The 14130-nt window shown below is 66.1% G+C and carries 12 protein-coding genes; 9 read left to right on the forward strand and 3 right to left on the reverse strand.

Annotation, left to right across the window (positions count from 1 at the left end; translation table 11 throughout):
• Nucleotides 1–39 precede the first annotated feature (39 nt).
• Entirely contained in the window at nt 40–1035 is a 996-nt protein-coding gene (locus tag ACSC1W_RS16195; RefSeq protein ID WP_435348624.1) for an LLM class flavin-dependent oxidoreductase, read from the forward strand.
• Between the two features lie 121 nt (nt 1036–1156).
• Here ACSC1W_RS16195 and ACSC1W_RS16200 read toward each other — a convergent pair whose 3' ends face one another.
• Nucleotides 1157–3733: a penicillin acylase family protein gene (locus ACSC1W_RS16200; protein WP_435348625.1), complete on the reverse strand. Its 2577-nt coding sequence runs from the start codon at nt 3731–3733 to the stop codon at nt 1157–1159.
• Nucleotides 3734–3865: 132 nt separating this feature from the next.
• Here ACSC1W_RS16200 and ACSC1W_RS16205 point away from each other — a divergent pair, with 132 nt between their 5' ends.
• The 6 genes from ACSC1W_RS16205 (at nt 3866) to hcaB (ending at nt 9893) form a co-directional block, all read left to right on the forward strand.
• Nucleotides 3866–5404, forward strand: coding sequence for a class I adenylate-forming enzyme family protein (locus ACSC1W_RS16205; RefSeq protein ID WP_435348626.1), 1539 nt, complete (start codon nt 3866–3868; stop codon nt 5402–5404).
• Nucleotides 5405–5641: 237 nt separating this feature from the next.
• Nucleotides 5642–7066: an aromatic ring-hydroxylating oxygenase subunit alpha gene (locus tag ACSC1W_RS16210; RefSeq protein ID WP_435348627.1), complete on the forward strand. Its 1425-nt coding sequence runs from the start codon at nt 5642–5644 to the stop codon at nt 7064–7066.
• A 4-nt stretch (nt 7067–7070) separates the two neighbouring features.
• Nucleotides 7071–7595 (forward strand): aromatic-ring-hydroxylating dioxygenase subunit beta, encoded by a 525-nt coding sequence (locus tag ACSC1W_RS16215; RefSeq protein WP_435348628.1) that lies wholly within the window; start codon nt 7071–7073, stop codon nt 7593–7595.
• Nucleotides 7596–7597: 2 nt separating this feature from the next.
• Nucleotides 7598–8080, forward strand: a complete 483-nt coding sequence (locus tag ACSC1W_RS16220) for a hypothetical protein (RefSeq protein WP_435348630.1) — start codon at nt 7598–7600, stop codon at nt 8078–8080.
• Between the two features lie 121 nt (nt 8081–8201).
• On the forward strand, nt 8202–9098 hold the full coding sequence (locus tag ACSC1W_RS16225) for a VOC family protein (protein ID WP_435348631.1): 897 nt from the start codon (nt 8202–8204) through the stop codon (nt 9096–9098).
• The gene (gene hcaB / locus ACSC1W_RS16230; protein ID WP_435348632.1) at nt 9099–9893 is read left to right on the forward strand and encodes a 3-(cis-5,6-dihydroxycyclohexa-1,3-dien-1-yl)propanoate dehydrogenase; all 795 of its coding nucleotides are present in this window, start codon (nt 9099–9101) and stop codon (nt 9891–9893) included. It abuts the gene before it with no gap.
• 105 nt (nt 9894–9998) lie between these two features.
• On the opposite strand, the gene ACSC1W_RS16235 is transcribed toward hcaB, so the two are convergent.
• Nucleotides 9999–11414: an FAD-dependent oxidoreductase gene (locus tag ACSC1W_RS16235; RefSeq protein WP_435348633.1), complete on the reverse strand. Its 1416-nt coding sequence runs from the start codon at nt 11412–11414 to the stop codon at nt 9999–10001.
• An 87-nt stretch (nt 11415–11501) separates the two neighbouring features.
• On the opposite strand from ACSC1W_RS16235, the gene ACSC1W_RS16240 reads away from it, so the two are divergent.
• Entirely contained in the window at nt 11502–11894 is a 393-nt protein-coding gene (locus tag ACSC1W_RS16240) for a VOC family protein (RefSeq protein ID WP_435348634.1), read from the forward strand.
• A 196-nt stretch (nt 11895–12090) separates the two neighbouring features.
• On the forward strand, nt 12091–12426 hold the full coding sequence (locus tag ACSC1W_RS16245) for a Rieske (2Fe-2S) protein (protein WP_435348635.1): 336 nt from the start codon (nt 12091–12093) through the stop codon (nt 12424–12426).
• Nucleotides 12427–12562: 136 nt separating this feature from the next.
• Here the strand turns inward: ACSC1W_RS16245 and pdhA are convergent, their stop codons facing one another.
• On the reverse strand, nt 12563–13672 hold the full coding sequence (gene pdhA / locus ACSC1W_RS16250) for a pyruvate dehydrogenase (acetyl-transferring) E1 component subunit alpha (RefSeq protein ID WP_435348636.1): 1110 nt from the start codon (nt 13670–13672) through the stop codon (nt 12563–12565).
• Nucleotides 13673–14130 lie beyond the last annotated feature (458 nt).

Consider the following 14130-nt stretch of genomic DNA (forward strand, 5'->3'; position numbering starts at 1 on the left):
GTAAGTATTAACTCGGGGGTTTCCGTATCCCAGAAGGAAATGGTAGAGTTCGGTATCAACATCAACAATCGCGAGCCGTTGTTGGTGGAGAGCTACACCGTCGACAAGATGATGCGCATGGGGGAACTGGCAGAGGAGAACGGCTTCGACTCGGTCTGGGTCGGCGACAGCCTCCTCGACAGGCCGCGCCTCGAACCGATCAGCCTCCTCGGTCACCTCGCCCGGGGGACCGACGAGGTGAAACTCGGCACCGGCTGTATGATAACGCCGCTTCGGAACCCGATCCAGTTCCTGCAGGCGTGGAACAGCCTCGAGATGCTGTCCGACGGCCGGATGGTCCTCGGGGCGTGCATGGGGCCGCCGACGCCCGGTTGCAAGGAGCAGTACGAGGCGGTCGGCCTCGACTACCGCAAGCGCGCCAAGATGCTGGAGGAGCAACTGGAGATATTCAAGCAGTTCTGGCGCGAGGGCGAACTGAACTACGACGGTGACATCTACCAGTACGAGGACGTCGACTTCCGTCGCGGCCCCGAGGTCCGTGACCTCGAACCCGTCCAGGAGGACCCACCGATTCTCGTCGTCTCCAACCCGGCCCACCACGGCACCGCGAGCGACGAGGTCGTCAACCGCGCCGCCTGGCGCATCGTCGAACTCGGTGACGGCTGGATGGCCGCCGGTCTCGGCCACGCCCCCGACGAGTACGAGCGCCAGATCGACGCCATCGCGGACTACGCCAACGACAACGGCTACGACCCCGACGACGTGCACACGACGTTCCAGGTCACGATGACCATCGACGACGACACGGACGCCGCCGACGAGAAGATGGCAGAGTACATCGAGACCTACTACCCCCACCTCTACAAGGGGAAGGACCCCCTGGAGTGGGGCCCGAGCGGCGACGCCGACGACCTCATCGAGTGGATCGAGGACTTCAACGACCGCGGGTGCAAGGAGTTCATCATCCGCTTCGGTGGCGAGGACCAGGAAGGGCAGTTAGAGCAGTTCGTGGACGAGGTCCTCCCCTCGTTCTGACGGTCGAGTACGGCGGCGTCGCGCTGCCGATGGGCTTCGTCGGTGGGCAACTCGCCCGGATAATCGGGTTCGTCGTCTTCGTCGGCGCGTCCCCCGCCACGAGCAAGACGGGTGAACCCGGTCAGGCACCCCGTCCGTCGTAGTCGCTATGGACCGACCGGGTGGATTCCTGGTTCTTGGACACCTGCGAGCGTGTGAACAGCAGCGTCTTGTACTCGAAGTCGAGGAACTCTTCGAGTTGGTCGGCGTAGTGTTCGTCCTGCGTGCCGTCGGGCGCCACGTAGGCCGAGTTGCCCGGTGGGAGTACGTTCTCGGCGGTGAAGGTCTGGCTCGCCTCGTCGGTGTCGAGCCTGACGAAGTGGTTCTCCGTGCCGCGGTTCAAGAACGGCATGTTCCCGGCGTCGCCGACGCCGATGGGCATCCCGAACAGGGCCATGTTGTCGAGTCGGTCCACGATGGCGTCCGCACGCCACGAACCGACGTCGCTCCCGAACTCCGATTCGAGGTCGGCGACCGCGTCACGGAACGCCGCCACCATCACCGTCTCCGGCTCCCCGTCGAAGTAGTCGACGGCGGGTTCGAGCGCGGCCTCGTCGGGGTGGAGCGCACGCATCAGCAGTGGGCGCCCGTACCGGTAGTTGAAGAACACGCCCCTGGAGAACTGGAACGCCGACCCGAACGTCGGTTCGAACGTCCGCCGAAGCAGGTGCGGGAAGAACGCGTCGAAGACGGTGTAACCGACGGGATAGGTGCCGAGGAAGTCCTCGCCGTCCGCCTGTCGGTAGTCGTCCCACGACCGGAGCGCCTCGAAGGCCTGCTGCTCGGTCTCGTTCAGGTCCGCGTTCGAGAGTGCGTCGACGAGGGCACCCTTGTAGCGGATGGCCCGCAGGTCCACGAACGCGATGTCGCGCACGATGTCCTTCATGAACTCGTACGAGACCGCGCCCTCGCTGTCGATGCGGTTCGTGACGAGGTTGATGATGCGCTGGACGCGGTGGTCGGTCCCCCAGGCGTAGCTGAGGTCGCCGTTGTTCCACCCCGGCGCTGGTTTGTTGTTCCAGTTCGCGGTGAACCCCCGGTCCGGGTTCACGACGAACGGGGTGTCGCCGTCGGCGGCACTCCGGTAGTCCCCTGGGGTCAGGTCGTGCCGGGTCCCGTCCGCCGGGAGTCTGAGGTCCCAGTCCACCTGCTCGGGGTCGGGGTATCGGCCGAGGTGGAAGAACCCGATGTCGCCCGCCTCGTCCGCCCACATGAAGTTGATGGGGTGGGTACACTGGCTCGCATCCGCCGCGAACTCGGAGACGGTGGACGCGAACTGCACGTCGTAGAACGCACGGAGGCTGTCGAGCCCCCGTCCCTCGTACCCGCGGTCGATGGCGAGGGCCTCGTTCTCCTCCGGAGTCCAGCTGGTGACGACGCCGTGTCGAGTCCGCCGGATGGTCACCGAGGCGTCGTCGCCGCCAGCCACGGGAATCGACTCGGTCCGACGTTCGACGGGGAGTTCCTCGCCCCGGAAGGTGTAGGTCGGCTGTTCGCCACCGGTGTCGATGGATTCGACGAAGGTCTGGACGGCGTTGTCGAGGCCCGCAGTGCTGGTGAACGCGCCGTGCTGGTTGTGTCCGAACATGACGAACGGGAACCCGGCGACGGTGCTGCCGGTCACGTCGATGTCGGGTCCGTGAAGTCCGACCTCGTACATGACCGAGGGGGAGGAAAAGCCCATCTGCGGGCCGCCGAAGAGGATGGCGTCGCCGGATTCGGTGTTCTCGCCGTTCACGGCGAGTGCGTTGCTCCCGAGTTTGATGGGGAGGCCGAGCGCGTCCAGCCCCTTCGCGAGGATGCGCTGGCGCTCCATCTCCGCCTCGTGAACGCCCTCGGGGTCGCTCGGGATGCGGTGGGTGCCGATGGGTTCGGGAGCGACCGCGTCCCCGTCAGCTACGTCTGCCGACGCTGTCTCCTCCTCGTCCGACCCGGGACCGGACGGCGTGTACGGCGGGGTGTAACCGGACGCGGCCGCGCCAGATGTGGGTGCCCCAGGGTCGTTACCCCACTGCACGTCCGCGAAGAGTTCGCGGGCCTGCTCCGTGCTGTACTCCGATTCCAGACTGCCGAAGACGGCGGCACCGAGCGTCTCCAGCTGGAAGTTGCTGAAGAACTCCATCACGGCGACGAAGATACCCGCGACCTCCTCTGCGGTCCACCGGTCGGGCGTGAAGTCGTTGTCGACGAACCCCTTGTGGAACTGCTCGTCCGAGGTCTCTACCGTCTCGATGTAGCGGTTGACGCCCTCCGTGTACCCCTGGAGGACGGACCGGTGTTCGTCGTCGAGTCGCGTTTCGAGCTGTTCCGAAACGCTCGGCTGGAGGGACCGGTTCACCCGCGCGGCCCGGTCGAAATCCACCCAGTCCGGGCCGAGAACGTCCGCGACGGTGCCGTGGTAGAACCGGCGCGACAGCTCCAGCTGGAACAGTCTGTCGGCGGCCGAGGCGTATCCGTAGCCGAAGAACACTGCCTCCGGTCCGCTCGCGTCCGGCGCGAACACGTGTGGGACCCCGTACTCGTCCCGCCTGATGACGACTCGAACCTGCTGTCCGGAGTGCTCCTGGTAAGCGAGTGTCACCGTGGTGAACTGGGCGGCAGCGGCCGCGCCAGCACTCGCCCTGAGGAAATCCCTCCGGGTAGTGGTATCAAATGGCATGGAACAAGGATTGGTACGATAGCTAAATATATATAACCTGGTCACTATCTGCTAGAATCCGGGGAATGTCAACTGCCGAATCGGTTCTACCGGTATGTTTATTCCGTCACCACCGGGAATAACGTGATAACAATGGACATGGGACAGATGCTGGCCCAGTCAGCGGCGCGTTTCGGAGACGACCTCGCAGTCGCGTGTCTCTCGGCGGACGAGACGCGAACCCGGTCGTTCGCTGCACTGGACCAGGCCGCAAACCGAGTCGCCAACGGCTTTCTCGACCACGGAGTGGGGTTCGGTGACCCCGTCGCCGTCCTCTCGCACAACTCCATCGAGTTCGTCGAGACGCTCTTCGCCACCCAGAAGATCGGGGCACCGGTGGTACCGATCAACGTCCGGTTCGACGCGGCGGACGTCGAACACGTGCTGACGGACGCCGACCCCGCCTGCCTCGTCGCGGAACCGGACCTGCTGGCCGAACTGGATGGAATCGAGGACACGGTGGCGGCCCGAGACGTCGACGTGGTCACCGTCGGCGACCACGGCGAGTATCACAGCTACGAGGACCTCGCGGATTCCTCGACGACGCCACCGGGAATCACGGTGGGGGCAGACGCGGAGGACGGCTACTTCTACACGTCGGGTAGTACTGGCAGGCCGAAGGGTGTCGTCCACACCCACTCGGACCGCGTGTTCGTGAACGTGAACGTCGTCTCGGAGTTCGGCCTCCGCCGGGACGACGTGAACTGCAATCCCCTCCCCCTGTTCCACAGTGGCCCGCTGTACACGGGGTTCATGCCGTTCGTCCAGTTCGGCGTTCCGAGCATCGTCCTCAGGCGGTTCGACCCCGAACTGACGCTCGACGCCATCGAGGAGTGGGACGTGACCGTTCTCGGCGGCGTTCCGGCACAGTACGACCGCATCTCGAAGGCGGCAGCCGAGTCGGACTCCGACCTCGACTCGATGCGCTTCTGGTGGGTTTCGGGCGCACCGCTGACCGAGGAACTGCGCGACCGGTGTCACGAGACGCTCTGTGACACGCACTCCATCGTCTACGGCGCGACCGAGGTCGGCCCACCCGTCTCGACGCTCCCGCCCGAGGAGAGCCACGAACGGCCGGGGTCCTGCGGGACGGGCCACATGGGGCAGGAAGTCAGGGTGGTCGAACCGGACGGTGACCCGGACCCGGGCGCGACGGTGGACCCCGGCGAGACCGGCGAACTGGTCGTCGAGGGCGAGTCGGTGATGGACCGCTACCTCAACCTGCCCGAGAAGACCGAGTCGGTCCTCGTGGACGGCTGGTACTTCACGGGCGACCTGGCACGGCGCGACGCGGACGGCTACCTCTACGTCGAGGGGCGCAAGGACGACATGATAATCAGCGGCGGCGAGAACGTCTATCCGAGCGAACTCGAGAACGTCCTGCTCGGCCATCCGGCCGTCGACGACGTGGCCGTACTCGGCGTCTCCCACCCGGAGTGGGGCCAGACGCCGAAGGCGTTCGTCGTGACCGAACCCGATGCGTCGCTGGACGCCGACGACGTGGAGCAGTTCTGCAAGGAGAGCCACCTGGCCGACTACAAGCGACCACGGGAGGTGGCATTCGTCCCGGAGATTCCACGGAACCCGAGCGGCGGCAGCGTGCTGAAAGACGAACTGACGTCGATTCGGTAGTCGAACGGAGGTGGCGTCGAACGCGGGTCGGGACAGCAGACCAGTCCCGTCCCGTCGAACAGCGCCCGTAGTGAACGTCGGTTCCCTCGGCGCCGAGGACGCGTTCACGCGGTTCCGGTCGTGGACGTCGGCCTCCCCGGTCGAATACGCAACCGTGCGCCGAAGTTCCACGACTGCTGATAAATCCCTCCTATGTCGACGCGAATCACTAAGTCCTAGGAGTAGTATTGTCACCACATGGCAACGGAAGAAGACGCGTGCCCGCACGATGAGGGACGGGACCCCTCTTCGCTGGGGATGGAGTTCGAAATCTCCGACCGGGCACAGCGTATCATCGACCAGCACGGGCAGGCACTCGAATCGGGACGGTTGCCGCAGAAGGTCTACAACGACGAGGAACTCTTCGAGGCAGAGCTTCGACGTATCTTCGGCGAGAACTGGGTGTTCGTCGGCCACGAGACCGAGATTCCCGAACCCGGAGACTACGCACAGCGCTACATCGGGAAGGACCCGTTCGTCTTCGTCCGCGGCGAGGACGACGAGATTCGCGTGCTGTTCGACTCCTGTACCCACCACGGGAGCAAGCTCTGTCGTGCCGAACAGGGGAACAGTTCGCACTTCAGGTGTCCGTACCACGGCTGGACGTTCAAGAACACGGGCGAACTCGCCGGCATCCCGCTGAAACACAAGGCGTACGACAAACTCGACCCGAGCGAGTGGGGGATGCACGGTGCGCCGCGCGTCGAGAACTACAAGGGCATGGTGTTCGCCTCCCTCAGCCGCGACGGCCCGGGCCTGGAGGAGTACCTGGGCGACTTCAAGTGGTTCCTCGACATCCACCTCGACGTCGCCAAGGGCGGGATGGAGGTCGTCGGCGAACCCCACCGGTGGCGCGCCGACAGCGACTGGAAGTCCGGCGCCGACAACTTCTCCGCCGACTCCTACCACACCGGCTTCGCACACCGGTCGGTGTTCGAGGTCGGCTTCGGCGCGGAGGAGATCTCCGGGACGGCGGGCCAGGAGACCCAGCGCCACGTGACGCACGTGGACTCCGGTTCGACGAGTCTCCGGTTGCTCGACCCCGACGACGAGATATACTTCGGCTACCCGAAGGAGTACGTCGACACGTCGAGTTTCGACGACGCACAGACGGACGTCGCGGCGGCCTGTGGTGCGGCGACCGGGACCATCTTCCCGAACCTCTCGTTCATCCACCTCGCGGCGACCAACGACCCCGACAAGGACCTCGACGGCTTCCTGTCGTTCCGCCAGTGGCAACCGGTCGCTCCCGGCCAGATGGAGGCCTGGAGCTGGGTGCTCGCCCCTGCCGCCGCGTCGGACGAGTACAAACAGCGCGCCTACGACGTCGCGCTGGGGACGTTCAGCCCCTCGGGCAACTTCGAGCAGGACGACTTCGCTGTCTGGGACGGCATCGCCGAAGCGGCAGGCTCGGTGTTCGTCGAGAAGGAGGGATTCGAGATGAACTACCAGATGGGCATGGAGGACGTCAGTCCCGCCAGCATCGACGACGACTGGGACGGCCCCGGCACCGCCTGGGACACCAACCTCGAAGAGGGGACCTGTCGCACCTTCCACGGCAACTGGTACAAGGCGATGACCGGACAGGAAGTCGGTATGCGCTACCCGGAGGACCACGTCTAGAACCATGAGCGAGACGACCGAACGCAAGAGCGAGATGGAACGGCACTACGAGTGCGTGGCGTTCTACAACCGCGAGGCAGAACTGCTCGACGACAAGGAACTGGAGGAGTGGCTCACCATGCTGACCGAGGACGTCCGCTACGACATGCCGATACGAGTCTCGCGAGAGAAGACGGCGGAGCGGTCCGAGTTCAGCGTCGAGGGCTACAACTACCGCGAGGACTACAGCACCCTGGAAGCCCGCGTAGAGCGCTTCCAGTCCGAGTTCGCCTGGTCGGAGGACCCGCCGTCGCGCACCCGACACTTCGTCACCAACGTCCGGGTCGAGGACGTGGACGGCGACGAACTCACCGTCAAGACGAATCTGCTGCTGTACCGCGGGCAGGGTGAAGACACCGACGGGACGGTGCTCTCGGCCGAGCGCGTCGACACGCTTCGGCGGGTGGACGACGACCTCAAGTTGGCCGAGCGCGACATCCACCTCGACCACACCGTCCTGCCGATGAAGAACATCTCGGTGTTCTTCTGACCATGCGGAACGCGACCCGGCCGGCCGGCGACCCGTTCCACGTGGCTGACGAGGAGCACGTCGTGACCGCCCAGAAGGTGTTCACCCCCATGGGCGAGCGCCTCGAGTTGACGGCAGAGACGCTCGGCCAGTCGGTCTCGATGGACGCCATCGCACTGGAGAGCGTCTCCTGGCAGGACACCGAGGAGATGGCGGCCCGTGCCGAGGCGCTGGACCGTGACACCGCGGTTCCGGTGCCGGAACTGGACGGCGAGGAGCGCGACGAACCGGTCACCGTCAGCAGCGAGTTCGCGCTCGCGAGGGTGACCAAGGTCGTGGAGGACGGGACCGAGTTGCTCCACGTTAGCGCGCCGAAACTGGGGTACGAGATACGGTTGAACGTCCGTGAACTGGAGTGGCTGGCCACGCAGGACCACGAGACGTTCACCGAGTGGCTCGAGACGCCGTTCGGGCCGGATGCGGACGACCACGACCATGGACACTGAGGCGCCCGTGAGGGGGCCTCGTCGGTCGTCGACGCCGGCCCCACCGCGGAACGGGACAGCGACTGGACGGGAGTGGACGATGCAACAAACTATAAACCGATTCGAGGAGGCACGCTAGACAATGTCAGGAGTCAAGAAATTCGAGCACGCGACGCTACGCGTGGAGGACCTGGACGAGGCCGTCGAGTTCTATACGGACGTGATGGGACTCGTCGAGATAGAGCGGACGGACGGGGCTGTCTACCTGGGCTGTGGCCTGGACGAGAACTACGACGTCGGCCTCGTGGAGGGACAGACCGGCGTCGAACACTTCGCCATCCGGCTGGCGGACGGCGAGGAACTGGCCCACTACGAGAACCGCCTCGAAGACGCAGGCGTCGACGTCGAACGAACGGACGGCGCGGAACCGAACCAGGTCGAGGGCGTGCGCTTTTCCCTGCCGAGCGGCGTGGACATGGAACTCGTGACCGTCGCGGACGCGAGCTATCACCACCCGACGAAGTCCGTCGGCGAGCGTCGTCGCGTCACGCCCCGCGACGTGGACCACATCAACCTGATGTCCTGGGACCCCGACCGCGACAGGGAGTTCCTGGAGACGCACCTCGACTTCCGGATGTCCGACAAGATCGTCGGCGAGTCCGGGTTCACCATCCAGGCGTGGCTGCGCTTCGGCGAGTTCCACCACGACGTCGGCATCTCGACCGCCGACAACGTCGCGTACACCCTCCACCACCTCTCCTTCGAGATGGAGGGATTCGACCAGATAAAGGCGTTCGCGGACCGCCTCACCGAGAAGGGCTACCAGTTCGAACTCGGCCCGAGCCGCCACAACGCCGGCGCGAACAACTTCGCGTACCTCTGGACGCCGGGCGGCAACCGCATCGAACTGACCGCGGAGATGGCCACGGTGGACGAGGGTGCAGAGCCCGGCGTCCGCCAGATAAACCGCGAGGAGAACACCGTCTCCAACTGGGGTGGCGTCGTACCCGGGCCGGAGTTCCTCGAGAAGGGGTCCTAGATGGGCTGGCTCGAAGGCGAGACGGCGCTGGTCACCGGTGGCGGGTCAGGCATCGGCCGCGCCGTCGTCGAGCGGTTCGTGGAGGAAGGTGCGCGAGTCGGCGTCCTCGAACTCGTCCAGGAGCGCGTCGACGAGTTGAACGACGAGTTCGACGACGTCCACGCGATGCAGGGCGACGTGAGCGAGTGGGAGGCCAACGAGCGCGCCGTCGCCGAGACAGTCGCCGAGTTCGGCCAGCTGGACGTCTTCGTCGGCAACGCAGGCATCTTCGACGACGCCGTCCACATGGCCGACCTCACGCCCGAGGAGATAGAAGCCGGGTTCGACGAGCTGTTCAGCGTGAACGTCCTCGGCTACATGCTCGGCGCGAAAGCCGCGCTCCCCGAACTGCTGGAGACCGGGGGTCGGATGATATTCACCGCCTCCTACTCCAGTTTCTACCCGGCGACCGGCGGGTTCCTCTACACCCCGTCGAAGCACGCCGTCGCCGGCATCGTCCGGCAGCTGGCGTACGAACTCGCGCCGAAGGTCCGGGTCAACGGGGTCGGCATCGGCTACAGTCCGACCAACCTCTCGGGCATCGACGCACTCGGCCAGGAGTCGAGTTCTGCCGTCCCGGAGGAGATCGACGAGCGCTATCCGCTGCCCATCCCGATGCCGGAGGAGTACGCGGGCTACTACGTCTTGCTCGCCTCCGAGCGCGACTCGCGGGCCTCCACGGGCACCATCGTCGAGGCCGACAGCGGGCTCTCGATTCGCGGTGCCGACGAACCCGCCGGCGGATACGACCTCTAGTCGGGCTCTGCGGCGGTCGTACGGACCCGCTGGCTGGCAGTCCCGTGAGGGGCAGACGGGGACGCGTTCACGGCGTGCCCGCCGACCGGAACGTGACCGGGACGGTCACTCGGTCGCGTGTTCGGCCGCCGTCCGGCCGGTCACGAGCGCGTTCGCCAGTCCACCCATGTAGTGGCGGTTGTTGACGCCACCGATGTCGACGCCCGCCGCGTAGAGGCCGGGAATCGGCCGGGACCGGAGGGCGTCGTGCTCGTAGTCGTACTCCCAGAGCCCGGACTGGCTCTCGGCCCGCCGCAGGACGCGCAGGCGGTGGTCGGTTGCCAGTCCGCCCATGGTGAACGTGATTCCCGGCTGGACGGCGACGGCGTACAGCGGCGGCGAGTCGAGGGGCTGGGCGTGGTCGCGTCGTGGCGGCGACAGGCGGTCGCCGTCACCGGCACGGACCGCCTCGTTGTACTCGCGGATGGTGGCGACGGCTGTATCGCCGTCCACGCCGGCGTCGTAGAACCGGTCGCGGAGGCCGTCGAGCGTGGTCGCGCGGAGCACCTCCGCACCCATCTCCGCGGCGCGCTCGACGATGGTGCCGACGTGGCCCATGCTGAACACGTCGTCGTCGTAGAGGTCTGCATCGAGGACGTAGTAGGCCCGACCGTCCGCCTTCAGCGCGGTGTCCTGGGCGAGCGTGTGTTCGAGTTCGGACTCGGACTCGTCGGTGAACCGCTCGCCCTGCCGGTCGATGGCGACGGCGAATGGACCGTAGTACTGGGTGGCGTCGAGGAACCGGTCGGGCGTGACCTCGGCAGGTGGCGCGGCCAGGTTGTGCCCGTAGAACGTGTGGAGGCCAGCCGTCGTCGTCGCACCGACGTCTCGCGCCGCCTGAAGGCCGTCGCCCGTACTCCAGGGGTTCGCCCGGAGCCAGAGGTTCTCGACGGGTTCCAGCACGTACTCCTGGAGCAACTCTTCGCTTCCCTGGAACCCGCCGGTGGCGAGGACGACAGCGTCGGCGTCCACCGTCAGGTGGCCGTCCGGCCCCCGTGCCTCGACACCGACCACGCGGCCCCGGTCGTCGGTCCGCAGGTCGGTCATCGGCGTTTCGAGCAGGACCCGGCCACCAGCGTCCTCGATGCGACCGCGCATCGTCTTCGTGTACTCGTCGGGGTCGATCTTCCCGCAGTTCGCGCCCGGCGTCGGTTCGGTCACGACGTCGCCCGTCGGGAGTTCGACCGGCGGTTCGAGCACCTCGATACCCATGCTCTCGAGCCACTCGTAGCCGTCGTCCAGGCCCTCGACGACGAGTCGCTGGAGCGCGGGGTCGCCCGCCGGCACCTCCTCGCGCGCCTCCTCGAACGTCTCGTACGACCATATCAGTCCGGCCGAGAGCCGCATCGACCCCCCGGCACGGGCACCTTTCTCCAGGACGAGCACGTCCGCGTCGCGCTCGACCGCCCTGACCCCGGCTGCGAGGCCCGCCATCCCCGCGCCGACCACCACGAGGTCGGCACTCTCGCTGTCTCGTGTCATCAGTTATCACTCTCGCGCAGGGGAGTTGACTCTTGTGCCGGCCAGCCGGCCGGTTTATGTGTATGGCGGTCACGTATCCGTACAGTCATGGACGCACGAGCGATCGACCACGTGAACGTCAGAATCCCGGCGGACCGCGTCGACGAGGCCGTGGCGTTCTACCGTGACGGCCTCGGATTCGAAACCGAGAACCTGCAGGCGTGGCGCGACGGGGAGCGACCGCTCTTCTCGTTCCGCCTCTGCGAGAGCAGCGTCGTCCACGTCAGCCCGACCGACGGGTTCGAACCGCCGACCGAGCACAACTACAGGCACTACTGCATCGTGCTGGACGCCGACATCGACGACATCAAGACCGTCCTGGACGAGGCGGGCATCGAGATAGACCGCGAGTCGAACCCGCTCGGAGCGACCGGTCGGAACCCCGCGGTGTACGTGACGGACCCGTTCGGCTACAAACTCGAACTGAAAGCGGGGCAGTAGTCCGGAGGAGGCGGGTCGAGTCCGCAGTTACGGACGTCCCGAGAGGCGGGTTTTGCGTAAAGATACAAGGCAGGAACCTTCGTAGCGTGTGCCATGGGCGAGATACTGCTGACCGTGGACGGGGACGAAGGGCGCGCACGGACCCGGGTAGAGACCACCGGAACGCACCGCAAAGTGCCAGTCTGGGACGTCGACGATGAGTGACGACGGCTGCGGTGACGATGCTGGCGAACCGGTCGAACTCGGCCCGGTTACCCTCCTCGACGACCTGCCGACGGTGGTCTCGCCACCCTCCGGCGGCCGGTTCGTCCTCTCGGCGGACGGCGACGGTCCCGTCCTCTTCAGCGCCGTCTGTCCACACCAGCGCGGACGAGTGAGGGTGTCCGACGGGGAGACGCTCGTGTGTCCGAACCACCGCTGGGAGTTCGACGCCGAAACCGGCGCGTGTACCAGCGGGCAGGACGCGTCGCTGGAGGCGGTTCCGGTGGAACGCGAGAACGGGACGCTGTACGCGCTGGTCGACGGGTCGTAGACGACCGCCGCGTGGCCCTGCTTGTCGAAGGGTTCGAGCAGCGAGTCACAGGCGTACACGGAGCGTCCGAGACTGCAGCGGGATGGCCGCCTCACAGAGCGCACGTCCATGGGTCGATGCGGTCGCCGGGTGCCCCCTACTCTGTGAGTGCTTCGTCGCCGTACGTCTCGCGCAGATGGGCCAGCAGTTCGGCCTGTTCCTCGAGGTGGTCGGGTAGCTCCTCGTAGGTGTGTTCGAACAGCTGCCTCGGGTCGGGGGGCTCGGTGTTCTCCGCCCGGCGGATGGCCGCTGCGACGCGGTCCTCCACCTCGTCCTGGATGGCGGTCGCCTGCTCGTCGTCGAGGCGGCCAGTCTCCCGGAGGAACGACTCGAAGCGCGGGACGGGGTCTTTCTGCCGCCACTTCTCGGTCACCTCCTCGTCGCGGTACCTCGACGGGTCGTCGGCCGTACTGTGTGCGCCGAGGCGGTACAGCACCGCCTCGACGAGCGTCGGGCGTCGTTCGCCGCCGTCGGGGTTCTTCGCCTTCTCCACTGCAGTCTTCGTGACCTCGTAGACCGCCAGCGGGTCCATGCCGTCCACCTGCACGCCCTCGAAGCCGTACGCGTTCGCCTTCTGTGCGATGGTCTCGCTGGCGGTCTGGCGTTCGCGTGGAACCGAGATAGCCCACTGGTTGTTCTGGCAGAAGAAGACGTTCGGAGTGTCGAACACGCCCGCGAAGTTGAACGCCTCCTGGACGTCCCCCTGGCTGGTCGCCCCGTCGCCGAAGTACGCGACGCAGGCAGAGGTGGGGTCGTCCCGGAGGGCGTTAGCCCAGGCTAGCCCGACCGCGTGGGGAAGCTGGGACCCGACCGACCCGTTGATGGGGAGGGCGTTGACGTCCTCCGGGACGCGGTTCCCCTGCTCACGGCCCATGTAGTAGAGCAGGATGTTCGCGGGGTCGAGCCCGTGGACCATGAGCGCGGCGTGGTCCCGGTAGCTCGGGACGACCCAGTCGTCGCCGTCGAGCGCCCACGCGCTCGCCACCTGGGCGGCCTCCTGGCCGTACAGTGGCGGGAACGACCCGATCCTGCCCTGGCGGTTGAGTTTGACCGTCCGGCGGTCGAAGCGCCGGGCCAGGTAGAGGTTGCGGTACATCTCGACGAGTTCGTCGTCGGTGAGGTCCGGAACGCGCTCGCCGTCCCGGACGTGGCCCTCGTCGGTGAGTATCTGGACGCGGTTCGGTGGTGTGGACGTTATGGTGCTCATCTGTGGGCAAGGTTCGCATGGTAAAACACCACAAATCCCGAAATAGGTTGTTGCGTCCAGATGGCGGTTATTGTACATGATTGTGCACTGGACACTGTCTGGTCACCTTGCCAGGCCGGCGTTCGACCAGAGCGACTGATGCGGCTGCTGAACGGCACAGTGTTGAACAAGTATCACAAGATACTGGCAGATGCTCGGCCGACCGGCCACCAGTGAGTCGTGGAACCGGCCGCTCCACGCCCTCACTACCTGAAACAACCTTCTTCGGACGTTCCGGGGAGCGCACTCGACCAGGATATCTGTCCGTCTCGAGCACAGGCATTTTGGTGACTGATTTGATAGTTGGGGAACGTGCTGTCCGAGTGACGACAGTCATCGTCGATTTCGTTCTGGAACACGACCGACAGGTTCGTGTCATGTGAGTCCACTGTCGTGAATTCGAGACTCGAGGTCTATTG

It is taken from the genome of Haloarchaeobius marinus (genome assembly GCF_051207415.1).
In the GTDB taxonomy this organism is placed as follows: Archaea; Halobacteriota; Halobacteria; order Halobacteriales; family Natrialbaceae; genus Haloarchaeobius.

Excerpts from the sequence above, each read along its gene's own strand:
- ACSC1W_RS16215 (WP_435348628.1), top strand. The coding sequence starts at position 7,071 with ATGAGCGAGACGACCGAACGCAAGAGCGAGATGGAACGGCACTACGAG.
- ACSC1W_RS16225 (WP_435348631.1), top strand. The coding sequence starts at position 8,202 with ATGTCAGGAGTCAAGAAATTCGAGCACGCGACGCTACGCGTGGAGGAC.
- ACSC1W_RS16210 (WP_435348627.1), top strand. The coding sequence starts at position 5,642 with ATGGCAACGGAAGAAGACGCGTGCCCGCACGATGAGGGACGGGACCCC.
- ACSC1W_RS16195 (WP_435348624.1), top strand. The coding sequence starts at position 40 with ATGGTAGAGTTCGGTATCAACATCAACAATCGCGAGCCGTTGTTGGTG.
- pdhA (WP_435348636.1), bottom strand. The coding sequence starts at position 13,672 with ATGAGCACCATAACGTCCACACCACCGAACCGCGTCCAGATACTCACC.
- ACSC1W_RS16240 (WP_435348634.1), top strand. The coding sequence starts at position 11,502 with ATGGACGCACGAGCGATCGACCACGTGAACGTCAGAATCCCGGCGGAC.
- ACSC1W_RS16205 (WP_435348626.1), top strand. The coding sequence starts at position 3,866 with ATGGACATGGGACAGATGCTGGCCCAGTCAGCGGCGCGTTTCGGAGAC.
- hcaB (WP_435348632.1), top strand. The coding sequence starts at position 9,099 with ATGGGCTGGCTCGAAGGCGAGACGGCGCTGGTCACCGGTGGCGGGTCA.
- ACSC1W_RS16235 (WP_435348633.1), bottom strand. The coding sequence starts at position 11,414 with ATGACACGAGACAGCGAGAGTGCCGACCTCGTGGTGGTCGGCGCGGGG.
- ACSC1W_RS16200 (WP_435348625.1), bottom strand. The coding sequence starts at position 3,733 with ATGCCATTTGATACCACTACCCGGAGGGATTTCCTCAGGGCGAGTGCT.
- ACSC1W_RS16220 (WP_435348630.1), top strand. The coding sequence starts at position 7,598 with ATGCGGAACGCGACCCGGCCGGCCGGCGACCCGTTCCACGTGGCTGAC.
- ACSC1W_RS16245 (WP_435348635.1), top strand. The coding sequence starts at position 12,091 with ATGAGTGACGACGGCTGCGGTGACGATGCTGGCGAACCGGTCGAACTC.